The sequence below is a fragment of the Nocardia sp. NPDC058633 genome (assembly GCF_042717045.1).
Lineage (GTDB): Bacteria > Actinomycetota > Actinomycetes > Mycobacteriales > Mycobacteriaceae > Nocardia.
This window is the reverse complement of sequence record NZ_JBHXRA010000018.1, coordinates 103,198-118,717: the sequence shown is the minus strand read 5'-3', so window position 1 is coordinate 118,717 and position 15,520 is coordinate 103,198. Positions and strand designations below refer to the sequence as shown.

At 65.6% G+C, this 15,520-nt stretch carries 16 protein-coding genes; 4 read left to right on the top strand and 12 right to left on the bottom strand.

What is annotated here, in order from left to right; all coding sequences use genetic code 11:
- Positions 1 to 12: 12 nt before the first annotated feature.
- Positions 13 to 1,698 (bottom strand): alpha/beta hydrolase, encoded by a 1,686-nt coding sequence (locus tag ACFWUR_RS23475; RefSeq protein WP_378909597.1) that lies wholly within the window; start codon positions 1,696 to 1,698, stop codon positions 13 to 15.
- Positions 1,699 to 2,445: 747 nt separating this feature from the next.
- Here ACFWUR_RS23475 and ACFWUR_RS23470 point away from each other — a divergent pair.
- Entirely contained in the window at positions 2,446 to 2,913 is a 468-nt protein-coding gene (locus ACFWUR_RS23470) for an SRPBCC family protein (protein ID WP_378909596.1), read from the top strand.
- A 219-nt stretch (positions 2,914 to 3,132) separates the two neighbouring features.
- On the opposite strand, the gene ACFWUR_RS23465 is transcribed toward ACFWUR_RS23470, so the two are convergent.
- On the bottom strand, positions 3,133 to 4,581 hold the full coding sequence (locus ACFWUR_RS23465) for an amidase (RefSeq protein ID WP_378909594.1): 1,449 nt from the start codon (positions 4,579 to 4,581) through the stop codon (positions 3,133 to 3,135).
- A gap of 412 nt (positions 4,582 to 4,993) precedes the next feature.
- On the opposite strand from ACFWUR_RS23465, the gene ACFWUR_RS23460 reads away from it, so the two are divergent.
- On the top strand, positions 4,994 to 5,560 hold the full coding sequence (locus tag ACFWUR_RS23460) for a hemerythrin domain-containing protein (RefSeq protein WP_378909592.1): 567 nt from the start codon (positions 4,994 to 4,996) through the stop codon (positions 5,558 to 5,560).
- 61 nt (positions 5,561 to 5,621) lie between these two features.
- On the opposite strand, the gene ACFWUR_RS23455 is transcribed toward ACFWUR_RS23460, so the two are convergent.
- From ACFWUR_RS23455 to ACFWUR_RS23420, 8 genes are all read right to left on the bottom strand, one after another.
- On the bottom strand, positions 5,622 to 5,834 hold the full coding sequence (locus ACFWUR_RS23455; RefSeq protein ID WP_378909591.1) for a hypothetical protein: 213 nt from the start codon (positions 5,832 to 5,834) through the stop codon (positions 5,622 to 5,624).
- Between the two features lie 350 nt (positions 5,835 to 6,184).
- A complete protein-coding gene (locus ACFWUR_RS23450) occupies positions 6,185 to 6,445 on the bottom strand; it encodes a DUF4235 domain-containing protein (RefSeq protein ID WP_378909589.1) in 261 nt (86 codons plus the stop codon).
- The gene (locus ACFWUR_RS23445) at positions 6,442 to 6,981 is read right to left on the bottom strand and encodes a DUF3618 domain-containing protein (protein WP_378909588.1); all 540 of its coding nucleotides are present in this window, start codon (positions 6,979 to 6,981) and stop codon (positions 6,442 to 6,444) included. The genes ACFWUR_RS23450 and ACFWUR_RS23445 overlap by 4 nt, the downstream gene beginning before the upstream one ends.
- Entirely contained in the window at positions 6,978 to 7,397 is a 420-nt protein-coding gene (locus ACFWUR_RS23440; RefSeq protein ID WP_378909586.1) for a phage holin family protein, read from the bottom strand. The genes ACFWUR_RS23445 and ACFWUR_RS23440 overlap by 4 nt, the downstream gene beginning before the upstream one ends.
- A gap of 12 nt (positions 7,398 to 7,409) precedes the next feature.
- Positions 7,410 to 8,366, bottom strand: coding sequence for a YihY/virulence factor BrkB family protein (locus tag ACFWUR_RS23435; protein ID WP_378909585.1), 957 nt, complete (start codon positions 8,364 to 8,366; stop codon positions 7,410 to 7,412).
- Positions 8,367 to 8,836: 470 nt separating this feature from the next.
- Entirely contained in the window at positions 8,837 to 9,319 is a 483-nt protein-coding gene (locus ACFWUR_RS23430) for a nuclear transport factor 2 family protein (protein ID WP_378909583.1), read from the bottom strand.
- Between the two features lie 117 nt (positions 9,320 to 9,436).
- Complete coding sequence (locus ACFWUR_RS23425) at positions 9,437 to 9,925, bottom strand: hypothetical protein (protein WP_378909582.1); 489 nt, start codon at positions 9,923 to 9,925, stop codon at positions 9,437 to 9,439.
- A gap of 289 nt (positions 9,926 to 10,214) precedes the next feature.
- A complete protein-coding gene (locus tag ACFWUR_RS23420; RefSeq protein WP_378909650.1) occupies positions 10,215 to 10,823 on the bottom strand; it encodes a TetR/AcrR family transcriptional regulator in 609 nt (202 codons plus the stop codon).
- Positions 10,824 to 11,513: 690 nt separating this feature from the next.
- Between ACFWUR_RS23420 and ACFWUR_RS23415 the strand changes: the two genes are divergently transcribed.
- Complete coding sequence (locus ACFWUR_RS23415) at positions 11,514 to 12,254, top strand: sigma-70 family RNA polymerase sigma factor (RefSeq protein WP_378909581.1); 741 nt, start codon at positions 11,514 to 11,516, stop codon at positions 12,252 to 12,254.
- Positions 12,255 to 12,686: 432 nt separating this feature from the next.
- Positions 12,687 to 12,959, top strand: coding sequence for a hypothetical protein (locus tag ACFWUR_RS23410; protein WP_378909580.1), 273 nt, complete (start codon positions 12,687 to 12,689; stop codon positions 12,957 to 12,959).
- A 3-nt stretch (positions 12,960 to 12,962) separates the two neighbouring features.
- On the opposite strand, the gene ACFWUR_RS23405 is transcribed toward ACFWUR_RS23410, so the two are convergent.
- A complete protein-coding gene (locus ACFWUR_RS23405) occupies positions 12,963 to 14,237 on the bottom strand; it encodes a cation:proton antiporter (RefSeq protein ID WP_378909578.1) in 1,275 nt (424 codons plus the stop codon).
- A gap of 150 nt (positions 14,238 to 14,387) precedes the next feature.
- Entirely contained in the window at positions 14,388 to 15,305 is a 918-nt protein-coding gene (locus ACFWUR_RS23400) for a hypothetical protein (RefSeq protein ID WP_378909577.1), read from the bottom strand.
- Between the last annotated feature and the right edge of the window lie 215 nt (positions 15,306 to 15,520).

Sequence of the window (15,520 nt, the reverse complement as noted above, 5' to 3'; positions counted from 1 at the left end):
TCGATGGTGGGTTCAGCGCTCGTCGCGCAGAATTCCTCGCAGGCGCTCGGTGTCGGCCGGAGTCCAGTCGGGCGGTGCGAGGATTGCCGCCCACGCGTCGGCGAGAGCGGCGTGAAAGGCGTGGCCGTGTCCGTCGGGAACGTCGACCGAGACCGCCATGTCCGCCGAGACCTGTAGGAAGGTCACCAGGGGAATCCAGCGGGTGCTCGGCAGCACATCCTCGCCGCGTTCTTCGTCGAGCCAGTCCGGTTTCTGGAACAGCAACTGCGGTGTCCACCACGTGATGGGGTCGGACGCATGCTGGAGGTACACCACCCGAGGCGACGGCCACGGTGTCGCGGGGCGCGCCAGATCGGCCGCGCCCGCGATGAAACGCACGGTGTGTCCGTCGCGGTATATCGGCAGCGTCTGCGGTGAGCCCGGGTCGCGGCGCGCGGTGGCATCGCGCCACACGGGGTTGGTGGCGGTAGGGCCGACGAACAGGACACCGTCGGTGCGGGCGGCCATGTCCTGCACACTGGCGAACGCGGCTTCGCCGCCGAAAGATCCGAGGCTCTCGCCGAAGACGACCAATTTCGGCCGCTGATCGGCGGGCAGGGTGTCCCATACCGCGTGCACGGCTTCGAACAGTGCTTGACCGGCCTGGCGAGCGCGTTCCTGGTCGACGATGAACGAGATCCAGCTCGGCAGGTAGGAGTACTGCATACTCACCAGCGCGCTGTCGCCGTTCGCCAGGTATTCCAGTGCGGAGGCGGTCGATTCGTTGATCCATCCGGTCCCGGTCGTGGTGGCCACACCGAGGACAGCGCGGTCGAAACCCCCGGTTCGCCGCAGCTCGGCCACCGCCAGATCAGCTTCCGCTCGGACGTCGTCCGCCGAATCGAGCCCTGTGTAGACGCGAACCGGTTCGGGTGCCGTCCTGCCGCTGAACGTTGCCAGCTCGGCGGCTGTCGGACCGTTGCTCACGAAGATTCGCCCTTGCCTGCCGAGCGAGTCCCAACTCACCAACGAGCCCGGTCCGCCGGATCGCGTGGTGAGCACCGGCTCCGAAGTATCTTCCGGAGACTGCTCGTTGACCGCCTTGAACGTCTGGTTGAGCGCCGACATCGCGACCTCGGCGACGACACCGTTGACCGCCGCGACCAGGACCAATGCCACCACCACCCCGCCGAGCACCGCGGCGATCCGTGCCGGCAGCACCCGGCCCAGCTGTCGACCGACCCACCGCGCCGCCGCCGAACACCCCCGTGCGGCCGCGAGCAACACCGCGAAGGCGACGACGGAGACCACGACGATGATCGGGTACGCGTACCACGGCAGCGCATCCACGCCCATCAACGCGCGCAGTTCGCTCTGCCACTCGGAGTACCAGAGCAGCACAACACTGGTTCCGGCAACCGCCACCACCGCCAAACCCCACCGCACCGCGTTCGGGGCTGCCCCGATTCGACGTTGCAGCATCCATCCGAGCAGGGCAGCGACCGCGACACCGAGGCCGTACCCGACCACTGCTGCCGCACCGGTAACCACACCCTGGAACAGCGGCCCCCGAGGAAGCAGCGACGGCGTCAACGACAGCCACACCAACACCAGTACACCCACCGCACCGCCGAACGACAATCCTCGACGCGACGAGGGCGACGCCTCGCAGGCACCACCGGTGCCGACATCGGTTTCGCCTGTCCGAGCGGAATCCATTGTGCTCCCTGTGATTCGATCCACGTGCGCCTCAGTCCAGATTGCCGCCACCGCGAGCACGACGCAGACGATCACGAAATCGACCGCGATCAGTGGCCGGATGAAGCGCAGGCCTCGCCCGGATACACGTCGCCCGGATACACGTCGAAACGGTCCTGTTCTTCGAGCACGACTTTCACGGCCGCTTCGATACCGGTTCCAGTATCGAAGCGGACACTGAATGCCCCTCTCGAACAGGTCGATACATGCCGTACACCGAGCATCCAAACTTCTTCAGTTCAGTTATATTCAGGCCTGAACTATATGACCGCGACCGGCCCGTGGCTATGTTTGCCTCGTATGAAATGGTCACGATTCATGCCTGTGAGCGAATTTCACCGGTGGCCCCTATTCGTGTTCGCCGGACTGGCCTACTGGAAGAGACGAACTCTGCCGAGCGCGACCGGGTCGCCACCCATCACCCCGGCCGCGCCCTCCTATTGCGCATCGAGTCGTTCCGCCGGCGCACCGACGACGACGTTGGCGCACTCGATCACTGGCTGCGAGCAACTCGATGGCACGCACGGTTCGAAAATGTTGGTACAAGATCATTTCGGTGTCCTACCGACAAGGACCGCGCACCCCCTGTTTGCGCTTTCGAGCCCCGGGTAGGCAGGCACTGTACGAGTTGCAGGGCCTCGAAGGCTTGCAGCTGTGACCGAATCCAGGCTGTGGCGGCGACGCAAGCAGGCTGGGGAAGGAGTACCCGTGAGCACGGTAGCCGCAACTGTCGATGTAGACGTCCCGATCCGGACCGCCTACAACCAGTGGACTCAGTTCGAAACCTTTCCGCAGTTCATGGAGGGTGTGGAGCAGGTCAGTCAGCTCGACGACCGGCACACCCACTGGCGCATCCACGTCGGTCCCTCGACGCGGGAGTTCGACGCCACCATCACCGAACAGCACCCGGACGAGCGGGTCGCGTGGAAATCCGACAGTGGACCCGACCATGCCGGGGTCATCACGTTCCACCGTCTCGACGACACCCACACTCGCATCACCGCGCAGATGGATGTCGACCCGGAGGGTTTCATCGAAACCGCCGCCGACAAGCTGGGCGTGCTGAAGCACCGAGTGAACGGCGACATGAAGCGCTTCAAGCAGTTCATCGAGAGCGAGGGTGACGCGACCGGAGCTTGGCGTGGCGATATCCCGCGCCCCGACGCCGGGATCTGACCAGCGATATGCCGACGGCGGCGGCCGGGAATCCCCGGTCGCGTCGGCCGGAAGGCCTGTGACCAGTCGTCATTTCAGTAAGAACGCCGGACGCCCCACCACTCACTTCGAGTGTGGGGCGTCCGGCGTTCCGGCTGTTCGGCCATACAGCGATGGGTCGGCGCGCAAACGTGTCGATGCAGTGCGGCGGTGATCATTCGGTACCGATGAGGGCGATCGCTACAGGGCCGGTCGGTTGGCGTTGGTGTAGGCCCACGGCCGCAGGTGTTCGAGCGCGGTACCGATCCGGAACACGGTCGCGTCGTCGTACGGGTGGCCGACGATCTGGATGCCGGTGGGAATTCCCCAGCTCGACCGGCCGGAGGGAACGTTCAGAACAGGGCACCTGTTGTTGATGTTGAACGGAACCGTCATCGCGGCCCAGCGCGTGTCGCACACCGGTTCACCGTCGACTTCGAGCTTCGCTCCCCCGAGTGCGTCGCCCGCGTGCCACCCCGGCACGGCGGTGGTGGGGCACAGCAGGGCGTCGAAGCCGACCAGCGCCTCGGCGAGTTCGCGTTGTAGGCGCTGCTCGGCTCGTAACGAGTCCAGGTAGCTCACCTGGGTGCGCGCCGAGGCCATCAGGTCGAGGAAGGCGACGGTGTAGTCACTGAGCAGCTCCCGGCGACCCGCGGTGACATCGGCGACGCTCGCCGCGAAGAGGGTCGAGAAGTGTCCGGCCTGGGAAATGAGCAGGTCCTGGTGGGTCCAGGGCAGTTCGATCTCCTCGACGACGGCGCCCGCGTCGGCCAGCGCCTGTGCCGTCGCGCGGGTGTTGGCTTCCACCTCCGGATGAATCACGTACTCGCCCAACCGGATACACAGTGCGATCCGCATGCCGGACACATCCTCGTAGCTTGTCGGCAGCACGTATTCGGGCGCGATAGAGGTGTGGTCGCGCGGGTCGGGGCCGGCCAGGACATTCTGCAGCAGGGCGGTGTCGGCGACGGTCCGCGCCATCGATCCGTCACCGCGATAGTGGTCATTGGTCAGTACCCCGGCACCGGGCACTCGACCGTAGGGAGCTTTGAAGCCGACCGTCCCGGTGACCGCCGCCGGAAGTCGTGTCGAACCACCGATATCGGATCCGGTCGCCAGCAGCGAGGTACCCGCGGCCAGCGACGCCGCGGAACCACCGGAGGATCCGGCGGGACTGAAGTCCCGGTTCCAGGGATTGCGCGTCACACCCCACATCCGACTGTGGGTGTAGGTGGCGATGGAGAATTCCGGTGTGGTGGTACGCGCGTGGATGATTCCGCCGGCGGCGATGATGCGATCGATGATCGGCGCGTTCTCCGTGGCGATCGTGCCTTCGTTGACCAACGATCCTTCGGTGAGCGAGCGTCCCGCGATGGCGTGCTTCTCCTTGGCCGCGATCGGGAGCCCCTCCAGCGGACGTGGCGTCAGGCCGCCCTTGCCGAGGTAGCGGAGTTCGGCCTCGGCTGCCTGTTCCAAGGCCTCGTCGAAGAGTCGCTCGGTGAACGCGTTCACCGCCGGTTCGACCTTCTCACTGCGTTCGATCACGGCCCGCATCAACTCGACGGGAGACAATGCACGCGCGGTGAACAGACGTTGCGCCTCGGTCGCGCTGAGATAGACGAGATCGTCGGTGACGTGGGATCGAGTCATGGTTCGGGCACCAGCTGTCGGGTCTAGGGGTGGACTTCGTTCGACGCGAAGGGGGTCCGGCAGAGTCCTTCGCGTCGAGTCCCGCCACCATGGCTGCCGAATCGGCAGAGACCACAAATGCGCCGGAATTCGGCACATCACTCGATGGTGTGCCGAAATCCGCCACAGGTCGGTCTCCTGCAGCGGCCGATCCACTGCGGCGCAGGGTGCGTGTAGACCAGGCTCGCGAGACGAACTGCCCGAGGCTCACACCGGCGCCGAGCGCTCGAGGCGGCGCCACTCCTCGCGATGCGCGCCCGAGTGATGCTGACCGAAAACGGCGAGACAGTGCGCTATCGTCGACGTTTCCGAGGAACGCGCCGGCAGCCCTGGCGTTCCATGCTGACCTGACACGTCGTATCGGGGAGAAATCGTGGACATTGCACAGCTGATCCTTGATGACCACCACGAGCAGCGCAGGCTGTTCGCGATCTTGGAACAGATCAACCGCACCGACACCGACGCGCTGTCCGCGATCTGGGACAGGCTCGCGGCCTTTCTCGAGCTACACGCGCAGGCAGAGGAGGAGATCTTCTACCCGGCGTTGCTCCAGGCGGGCATCGCGGCCAACCGCACGGGCCCGGTGGAGGACGAAACGCTCGACGCCATCCACGACCACAACGACATCAGGGACGCGGTGGCCGACGTAGCGCGTCATCGAGTCGGCACCGACGACTGGTACGCGGCTGTCGCGGCAGCCAACCTCGCCAACAGCGACCACATGGCCGAGGAAGAACGCGAAGGCCTCACCGAATTCCGGCGCTTGGCCGGACTGGCACAGCGCCATCAACTGGCCGTTACCTTCGCCACCTACGAGGCGCGCAACTACGCCGGTGTGCGGGCCGTCGACAAGGATCCCGACAGCTACGTTCGCGCGGCGGAGAAGGCGCAGATCCCGCCGAGCGGATCGCTCACGGTGGGTAGCCTGAAACGGCGCTGACCAGAGCGGCGGAGTCCTCCGACCCACGAGGCCGGGGGCTCACGCCCGAAACAGGTTCGGGTCATTCAGTGCTGCGCAATGCCTCGGCTACCGCCTCGAGTCGTAGCTGCGCCCGGCCGGACAGCCCGGCCGCGCACGTACACAGCCTGCGCAGACCCGGATCCTGGAGTTCGACGACGAGGTGGTTGTCGTGCGCGATCATCGCTGCAGCGGATTCGATATCGCCATATTCAGGCGTTCTGTCGAGCTGCTGAGCTGGACTAGAAATCTGCATGGCGGTCTCCTCGGGTGTCCCCGCGCGGTGCGGGCACCGACGAGGAGCAACGTTTCGTTGTTCGACTCCACGCGGAATTCCCTTCTCCGGCAACATCAAACAGCCCGACGCGATTTTTCATCGCAAACTTCGGGCTATTTTCCATCTGGGCCGGGCGCCCGATCGCGGTTCTCGATCCGGCCGGTGTGGCCACATCTCGACCGGGGATCGGGCGAGGAAGCGCCGATTCCGTATCCGTATCCGAGTGATGTCAGGTCGGTCAACGCTTCCCCGCTGTCGGGCACCGCGTGTTCGGCACCGCAGAGTTCCTGTGACTCCCACTATGAGGTAGGGAGGGACAGGCGCGCGGGCTAGTCGGCGGGCCAGGTCCCGGTCAGGGACTTGTAACCGGTCGCGCCCGCGCGGTCCACGGCCGCCTTGACCAGACCGAAGACCGCACCCTGTAGCGCGGCAGCGAGCAGGACCTCACGCCAGGTGTGGTCGCGGGCGGTCGCCGACGGCGGTTCCTCGCCTCCGGCCACCACACCCCAGACCCGGTTGAACACCGCGCCGGCGGCGACACCACCGAGCACTCCGACGACCATGCCGAGTGGCCGGTACAGCGTCTTCATGACCGACCCCGCCGTGCCAGCCACCAGAACACCGCCGCGGCGGAGACCGCGGCCGCCGCCACCGGCACGGGATTCCGGCGAACCACCTCGACAGCCTGCCTGCCACGTTCGGTCACCGGCTCGGGAACCGAGGACTCGGCCTTGGCCGCCACCTGCCTGGTCTTCTCCTTGGCAACGGCCTGCACCTGCTCGGCCTTCGCCTGGGTAGTCGCCTGCACCTGCTCGGCTTTCGCCTTGGTGGTCGCCTGCACCTGCTCGGCCTTGGCCTTGGTAGTCGCCTGCACCTGTTCCGCCTTCGCCTGGGTAGTCGCCTGCACCTTTTCTGCCTTGTCCCGCGCCTGGTCGGCGGCGGCAAGTGTCTGGTACTTGGCGTCGGTGACCCGGTCCTTGGCCGCTTCGGCCGTCTCGTGGACCTTGTCCTTCGCGCGCGCGGGCACGTCCAGCTTGTCGGTCAGATCGGCTACGGTCTCGCCGAGCTCCTGCCGTGCGCGGTCGCGGTCCCGGCGCAGTGCTTCCGCGTCGTTGGGTTCGTTCATCGTTTACTCCCGTCCTTGACGATCTCGATGTCTTCCTTGACACCCTGCATGGCTTCCCGCGGCACCGGCGGCGCGGCTTCGGTGACATTCTTCTTGCCGAGTAGTCCCAACCCCGCGCCGACCGCGAGCAGCACCGCGCCCACGATGAGGGCCGCAGCCCAGTTCGGCAGCACGAGCGCGAGGGCGAAGACAGCGGCAGCGGTGAGCGCGAGGCCGCCGTAGAGGGCCAGAAGCCCCCCGGCACCAGCGATTCCGGCGCCGCGGGCGATTCCCTTGGTGCGGCCCTGCATCTCGACGCGGGCGAGCGCGATCTCGTCGCGCACCAGGCGGGTGATCTGCTGGGTGGCGTCGTCGACCAGTTCGGCCACCGAGCGGCTGTCCGCGGTGGCGGGCGGTCCGGTGTGCGTGTTCGCCATGGCATTACCTCCTTATTCGGGTGTGTCTCTCGGGGGCAGTACGGGTTCGTGTTCGGGTGGCTGGCCCTGTTCGATGCGATGCCCGCGAGCCAGTTCGGCATCGAATTCGGCACCGAGCAGGACAGCGACATTGCTGAGCCACAGCCACACCAGGAAGGCGACGGCGCCGGCCAGCGAGCCGTACACCAAGTTGTAGGAGCCGAAGTTGGCCACGTAGAGGGTGAAGCCGGCCGAGGCGGCAATCCACAGCACCACCGCGAGCACACTGCCCGGCGAGAGCCACCGAAAGCCGGGCTGCTGCGCGTTGGGCGCGGCGAAGTACAGCAGCGCGACCCCGAGACTGGCGAGGACGGCGAGCACCGGCCACTTGGCGATGTCCCAGATCAGCACACCGACCGAGCCGACACCGAGCCACTCCCCTGCCGCCTCGGCGAATCTGCCGGTGAACAGCACGCCGATCACACACAGCGCGATCAGCAGCACCATCACCGCGGTGAGCCCGACACGCAGCGGAAGCGTCTTCCAGATCGGGCGGCCCTCTTCGGTGTCATAGACCGTGTTGGACGCCCGGATGAAGGCCCCGATATAGCTCGACGCCGTCCACAGCGCCGCCACCACACCGACGATCGCCAGTGGGCCTGCCAGCGAGCGGGATCCCTGCAGCTCCCTGATGGCGTCGATGAGCAGGTCGGTTCCGGGACCGCTGCCGAGTTCCTCGATGGTCTGGATGAGCGAGTCGGTCGCCGCGGGCTCGAGCAGCCCGAGTACCGCGGTGAGCACGATGATGCCGGGAAACAGCGACATCACACTGTAGTAGGTGAGCGCCGCCGCCCAATCGGTCAGATTGTCCTCCACGAACTCGACCACAGTGCGGCGCAGCACGCCCCACCACGACCGCCATCGCAGCGTCGAAGGCCCCTCCGACCAGTCCTGCGCCGCCGGCTCGCGCTCGGCAACACTGTCCGACATCACACATCTCCTCCTGATCGTCGGCTGCTTACCCGACATCGAAGGAGCCAAACGAAGGTCCGAGCCTCGTCCGTGCACCGCGGACCCGAGCGCGGTGGCTCGACGCGGATGGGGAACGCGGACGGTTCGCCATACCCGCGGGCGACACTTGCCCAGAATTGATTCCACGACAACAGAACTCGTAGGGCATGCTGTCAGTCGACATCGCCCGCCGCTGCAACGGCGGGAGCTCGCCCAGCGTGATGGACGCCCCCGGCGGAAGGTCAGGTGTTACAGCCCTGGGAGGAGTCGCCGGAGGCCGAGGTCGGTACCCGGATCAGGCAGATGGCGAGCTCGAACAGCGCCTCGGGTAGGTAGGTCGAGCCGTCGGCGACCGGCGCTGGGTGCGGCGCCGTGGCGGTCGCGGGTGTGCGGTACCCATCACCAGTGCGACCGCGACCATTTCTCGCACGTCGGGCGGAACCGGGTGGTCAGTGTCCGAGGGAAGGATCCCAGCGGTTGGCGAGCAGTTTGAAACTCGGAATGTCCTCCAGAGAGGTGAACGCCTCGTAGATTCGCTCGTACCGCGTCGAGGAGATCCGCCACGCCCCGTCCGGGTCGCGGCGATAGGTGTCGGAATAATATCCGCCACCACGGATCTGGACTTTCGCGCCCGGCACGAGGACAGTGTCCTCGAATGCCCACGACCCCGTCGCGGTCTCGCCGTCGACCTCGATCTCGGGGTGGTTGGCGATGTGGATCGTCACGATCCCGGGCCCGAGGTTGTTCTCCATGAACGACACCACGTCGGCCCGATTGTCGTAGTGCAGCGGCTTGTCCATGGCCTGAGTGCCGTAGCGCGCGGAGATGTCCTCGGTGAGGCAGTCCGCGAACTCGTCCCACAGCTTCAGGTCGAGCGTGCGGAAATAACGGTGCTTGAGACGCTTGATCTCCTCGATAGCAACCAGATCCATGACCGGAGTGTAGAACGTGTTCTAGATTTGGTCGAGTGGGGCACGGCACGCGATGCCGATGGCCTCTCGGCTCGTCGAATCGGTTGGCATGAGCGACAACAGAACCCGAGCAGGTTTCTACATCGCCGTGGCCGGCCAGCTGATGCTGGGCCAGGACTTGGGAAGCTTGACCAAACCATCGAGGATCAACCGCACCAGATCTTCGTAGCCCTCGCGCATTTCAGCGAGGTGATTCCACGCTCGGTGCCGTTGGTCGGTGTCCTGGGCGTTGTGTAGCGCCCAATGAGCGGAGGCAGCGGCCTCGGCGACACGACCGATCACCCCGCCGACCGAGTCGATGCCGCGGGGAACGCCTGGGCGCGGACGCGGAAGCTGGGCACTGATCCACACGTCGATGTCGTGGATGACGGCGACGATCTGCTGGCCGACGCGCGCAGACGAAGGCTCGGCCAGCCAGTCCCGATACAACGATCCGAGTGTGCGGGCCCATTGCGCCAACGGCAGTTCACAATCGGTACGCCCATTGATCGCGGCCAACAACTCCTGGGGCGAGAGGAGCGGGCTGCGCTGAGGTGAGATCGGGTAACGCGGAATCGGCGCACTCACCGACGCGCACCGGATAGAGCTATCCCGGCAGAATCTTCCGGGATTTGTGCGAGATTCAGATTTTCACCAGACAAAACAACTCCTGACCAGGCGCACCGCGTAGAAGCTTTGCCGCTGGGTTGGATCGGCCCAGCTGGTACACGCGAGATGTTCATTGCTCTACTCGGTCCCGCACCGGCGAAACGGGCTTGGCGGCATGCGATATACGCACCAACAAGCTACCAGCGGGTAAGCGCTGGGCTCCGCACCGAGCGCGCACTCTCAACAAACCCTTAAAACTGGCCGCCACTCAGGTTGGCGAGGTTCGGTGTTGCTCGATCAGGGTGCGGGCCATGTCCCGAGCTCTCCGCGCGGCGAAAACGTCGCCCTCGGCCGCGGAAATGATGGATCCCTTCATCAGGATGTGCCAGGACCGGGAGAACCCTTCGGGATCGCGCAGCCCGGCCGCTCGCGCTCGGTGACTCACGATCGAGCGGATGTTGTCCAGATACTGAATGCTGGCCTGACCTGCCGGATGCGCGGCGCCCAGCTCCAGCAGGACGTTGATGAACGAACAGCCGTCGAAGTCCTCCCGCTTCTGGAACCAGTCGTGGAACACGTCGAAAATCGCGAGCAACTGCTCTTCGGGTGTGGTTCCTCGAAGTCGCGACTGCTGTTCGACCAGACCCAGCGTCCACAGTTGCTCTCGACGCTCCAATACCGCCAGCACCAGGTCGTTCTTGCTGCGGAAGTGGCGATACAGGGTGGCCTTCGCCACCCCGGACACCTCGATGACCTCATCGGTGCCGACAGCGCGGATACCGCGACGGGTGAACAAGTCGTAGGCGGCACCGAGAATGCGTTCCCGAGCCGGTATCGCGGGTGGTGGGGCGGTCCGACTGTCCTGCGGGGATTCCATAACACCTTTCACACTACTGAGCCAACAGGTATACAGACAGCCCTGTCTCTGGTAGACATAAGGCAACGGTCGGCTGTGTCTACAGCGGTCTTCCCGACCGCCCACAGTGCGCAAGCGCCACATCGGAGCCCAGATGAGCACCATCATCGAGCCTTCCAGACCCGGTTCGTCAGCCCTACCCGCACCGCAGCGGATGAACCACCGAACCCTGAAACACGAGTCGTCGAACACTCTCGATCAGCGACTGTACTGATCACTGCTCGACCCTATGGTCTCGACGATGTCGTCGCGGACCCGCATTCAGCCGAATTTCTCTGCGGCGAGCACGATCCGCTTCCATGCCTACCACGTCGTGAGTCAGCCGGATTTCACCGCAGCATCGATGCGTGAATCGAAATCCTCGAAATAACACTCGTCGGCTGCGTTTTCTTACAGTCGGCCGCTTCCCATTTCGGTGTCGAGAACCCTGCGCCTTCCGGGAATTGTCACAGCGAAGCCCATTTCGGGTGGTGCTGTCCAATACAACAACCACTCTCGCTGCCGCGACAGGCGCGAAGTGTCGGAATCATCGGAGGCCCTCATGAGCACCCTCGTCGTCCCAGGTATCGCGGGCACCGTATGACCGCGCGGACAGACCGTTCCGATGACCCGCGCACAATCTACCAACACGCCGAGCCATGGTTCGTGGAGATGGCTGCGGCCGAGGACCAAGCCAAGAAGGCGCTGTTGCGACTCGAGATGATCGAACGGTGTCTCCCGTTGGCGCAGAACATCGCTCGCCGATACAGCGGCTGCGGACAGTCGTACGACGATCTGCTCCGGGTGGCGTCGGCGGGCCTGGTCGATGCTGTCGACCGTTTCCAGGTCGAACGCGGCTCCGCGTTCCTGTCCTTCGCCATCGCGACCATTCATGGCGAGGTACGCCGCTACTTCCGCGACGACTCCTCGACGGTGCGCGTACCTCGCCGAACCGAAGACATCCACCAGCAAGTGGGGGCGTGCATCGAGGCACTACTGCGGCAGCTGGGTCACCCCCCGACGGCCTACGAGATCGCCGCAGAGCTCGACGTCGAACTCTGCGAGGTCACGCGGGCGTTGATCGCGGGCAACGCCCGCACCACCGAGCTCATCGACACCGTCGAACGCGGGAACTGCGACGAGGGCCCACTCACGACGCCGACGACCTTGGGCCACACCGAACCCGGCCGGGCCGACATCGACGACCGCACCACCGTCGCGCCCCTGCTGGCCCATCTGCCCCCGCAGGAACGCCGAGTCGTGGAGCTGCGGTTCTTCCAGTACAAGAACCAGGCCGAGATCGCGACCGAACTCGGAGTCTCGCAGATGCACATCGCCCGAACCCTCACCCGCACTCTGGGTCGGCTACGTGAGCGAGCCATCGGCAAGGAAACCGAGGGAGGGTTCCGATGACGAGTTCGCAGCACCCCGACCCGGCGGGTACCGGACAAGAACTGCCCACGCGCGCGTCGTTGCGTGACACACCATCGAGAAGGACCTTCATGAACCGTGCTCTCGACCGGCCGACCCGCACTCAGGAAGTCCCGTCCCCGCAGCGTCAGACACCGTTTGTGCGGTGGCCCGACCCCAGCCCGCTGCAGGATTGGTGGACCGCGATCATGAAGGGCGCCGACCCAGGCATCAGGCCACCCACGCGCCGCACCTCGGGTCAAAGCGCAGACCGACTGCGCCCGACTTGATCGAACGACGCCATGCACCCGCTGGGGCACGTGCTGCTACGGGCTCTCGCCGATGAAACTTTGACCTCGAATACCGAATTACATTGCGGTAGTTCAGATATCGTCTTTCGAGTGGGGCGAGTTCGGGCGGCTGATCGGGGACAGCGTGGCGAAAACAACGAACGATCACGAGTCCGAGCGGTTTCTCGCGGCGGCCGCCGGGGTGATAGCGAACTATCCAGCGGGCACGGTGTTCATCGGTGCCGATGTCCTGCGCGACATCGAAGCCGACGGTCTGCCGGTGGTCGCCGAACGCCGTCGCCTCGGCCCATTGATGCTGCGTCTGCGGCGTTGCGGAGTTGTGGAGAAGCTGGGAACACAGGCAACGCCCGCGCGTTCCCATGGCGGGGTGACCACAGTGTGGCGTCGCACCGGATGACCGTCATCTCGGCTGTTTACTTTCCCGTGCGTTCTCCAGGTATTGCATGACCCAACCCGCGCTGGCGCCGTGCACGACCACGGACAGCACGATCGTGAACGCCACGATCGCCCATAGGGCACCCGCTTCCGAGCTGAGGTCCGCCTGGGTCAGGCCGTACGCGAGGTAATAGATCGAACCGATTCCACGGACTCCGAACAAGGCTGTGATGGTTCGCTCCTTGGGCTCCATCCCGTCGCATCGCTGCAGTGCGAGCCACCCCGCGACGGGCCGGACAACGAAGACCAGGAGCACGCCGACCGCGACTCCTTGCCAAGAAAGCCCTGCCATCAGGCCCGTGGTGAGGGCCGCACCGAGCAGCAGCAGCACGACCAGGGTGAGGACGTGTTCCAGCTGTTCGACCAGGGTGTGCATCTGTTCGTGGTAATCGCTGTCGCGCTCGATCCGTCGAACAGCGATCGCGCACGCGAACACCGCGAGAAATCCGTAGCCGCCGACGAGTTCGGTGAGCCCGTAGACCGCGAACACCGCGGCCAAGGCGACGATCGGTTCCCCGCGGTCGGCCAGCCGCGCGTTCTTGATGGGGAATCGGAACAAACCACGACCGAGCAAGCTTCCGACGATCCCGCCGATGAGGGCGCCGACCACGATCTTGCCGACGAGTTCCCAGGCGAACCAACCGGCGAACCAGGTCTGGACCGAACCTTTGGTCGCGAGGAAGATCGCCAGGTAGACGAACGGGAAGGCCAGCGCGTCGTTGAGGCCCGCTTCCGAAGTGAGCGCGAAACGGACTTCATCGTCCTCCTCGGCGGAGCCTGCGCCCGCCGTCGGACCCTCGACCTGCACATCCGAGGCCAGCACCGGGTCCGTGGGTGCCAGCACGGCCGCCAGCAGAACTGCCGCGGCGGGCGTCAGCGCCGCCGCCCACCATCCGAACACCGCTACCGCCGCGATGCACAGCGGCATGGTGATCAGCAGCAGCCGCCAGGTCGAGCCCCAGGTGCGCCAATGCAGGGGGCGGTCGATCGCGAGCCCGACACCCATCAGTGCCACGATCACGCACAGCTCTGCCAGATGCTCGATCACGGTGGGATGGGACAGGGGTGACACCGCGTGCAGGCCGCTGGGTCCGATCACGAGCCCACCGATGGCTCCGACTCCCAGCATGAGCATCGGAGCGGTGATCGCCCGATCCTTGAAGATGCGAGGAAGCGTCGCTGCCAACAGCAGCGCGATTCCGGCCGCAAAGTACAGGCGTTCGATATCTAATGTGGTCATCGTTGTTGCCGCACCATTACGCAAGTCACCCGTCGTTCGGAATCCACCCGGATCTACCCGGTCGGCGCCGTCCGAAACTCTGTCGAGTCGCCTCCCAGGTCGCGATACCCCCGACGTGACACCCGGTGTCCTGTTCCAGCGGACCAGGTACTAGCGATAACCGCCGAATCCACCGGAGAACCCGCCGCCACCGTCACTGCCGTAGGTGCTGGAGGGGCCGCCGTATCTGGTGGACCGTTGTGGCCTGCTCGGATCGAGCGGATGCGGATCGATCAGCTCGCCGGTCAGAGCCTCCCAGCCGGCGGCCTTGCTCCGGTGTTGTTCTTCCAGAGCCCGTCCGGTCTCCGTGCCCCAAATGATCCCGGTGTACGGGTACTGCGCTCTTTCGGCGACCAGCGCGGCATGCACCTCGGCCACGGTCAACCCGGTCCGGTCCGCGCGGCCCTCATCCAAGCTGGACAGCAAGATCCAGAAACTGCGGCTGCCTGCGTAGTCGCTGATCTTGAAGGCCCACTGCGGCCCGGTGGCGGCGTTCAGTGCCTCCGCGCGCCGCGAGCGGGCTCGCGCTTCCTCGCGCTCTGTCTCTTCTTTGCGTCGTTGCCACTCCTGCTGCGCGCGTTGCTGTTGTTGTACGCGATACTCCGACAGGAATGCCGGCAGGTCACCGGCTCGCGCCAGGTAGGCCGTCAGTGCTCGATCGAACTGCGCTCGCAGTGCGGCTGCCTGCGGGTCGTAGTTCGCACGCAGCAATCGGTTTCTTCTCGCGTACCGAACATGCCACCACCGCCGAGACAGCGCGGAGCCGCCGAGCGGGGGGTGCAGGTGCAAACCGACCTGTCGAGCTCGGTCCTGCAATACACGGATCGAGGCCAGCAATTCCTCGGTCGCCGAACGCCAGCGGTGATAGTCGCTGTCGGTGGCTGTGGCGTCCGAGGGCGAACGAGATCCGAAGCGGGGCTCGGCCACGCACTGTAGGTCGGCGTTGTCCTTGATGCGGGCGTCGATCACATCGGCACGCCTGTACTCGATCAAGGTCTGGAGTTCGCTCACGTGTATGGCACGGCCCATGACCCATTTTGGCAGGAAATGTCGTGCACGTCATGGTCTTTCGCGCACAAGAAGGGTCGGCCGAGTCGGCGGGGTGCCCAATGCCTCGAGTCGCACCGCCGGAGGCCCCTCGAAAGCGCCGGCGCGCGCCATGGCGACGATGCCCTCGCCCCGCGAGCGCGCCCACTGTGCAACGTCCGGCGGTCCGACCCGACATCGTTTCGGGTCGGAGACTC

Bases quoted from the DNA above. Each gene is read 5' to 3' on its own strand.
- ACFWUR_RS23475 (WP_378909597.1), bottom strand. From the start codon at position 1,698: ATGGATTCCGCTCGGACAGGCGAAACCGATGTCGGCACCGGTGGTGCC.
- ACFWUR_RS23465 (WP_378909594.1), bottom strand. From the start codon at position 4,581: ATGACTCGATCCCACGTCACCGACGATCTCGTCTATCTCAGCGCGACC.
- ACFWUR_RS23455 (WP_378909591.1), bottom strand. From the start codon at position 5,834: ATGCAGATTTCTAGTCCAGCTCAGCAGCTCGACAGAACGCCTGAATAT.
- ACFWUR_RS23450 (WP_378909589.1), bottom strand. From the start codon at position 6,445: ATGAAGACGCTGTACCGGCCACTCGGCATGGTCGTCGGAGTGCTCGGT.
- ACFWUR_RS23445 (WP_378909588.1), bottom strand. From the start codon at position 6,981: ATGAACGAACCCAACGACGCGGAAGCACTGCGCCGGGACCGCGACCGC.
- ACFWUR_RS23440 (WP_378909586.1), bottom strand. From the start codon at position 7,397: ATGGCGAACACGCACACCGGACCGCCCGCCACCGCGGACAGCCGCTCG.
- ACFWUR_RS23435 (WP_378909585.1), bottom strand. From the start codon at position 8,366: ATGTCGGACAGTGTTGCCGAGCGCGAGCCGGCGGCGCAGGACTGGTCG.
- ACFWUR_RS23430 (WP_378909583.1), bottom strand. From the start codon at position 9,319: ATGGATCTGGTTGCTATCGAGGAGATCAAGCGTCTCAAGCACCGTTAT.
- ACFWUR_RS23420 (WP_378909650.1), bottom strand. From the start codon at position 10,823: ATGGAATCCCCGCAGGACAGTCGGACCGCCCCACCACCCGCGATACCG.
- ACFWUR_RS23415 (WP_378909581.1), top strand. From the start codon at position 11,514: ATGGCTGCGGCCGAGGACCAAGCCAAGAAGGCGCTGTTGCGACTCGAG.
- ACFWUR_RS23405 (WP_378909578.1), bottom strand. From the start codon at position 14,237: ATGACCACATTAGATATCGAACGCCTGTACTTTGCGGCCGGAATCGCG.
- ACFWUR_RS23400 (WP_378909577.1), bottom strand. From the start codon at position 15,305: ATGGGCCGTGCCATACACGTGAGCGAACTCCAGACCTTGATCGAGTAC.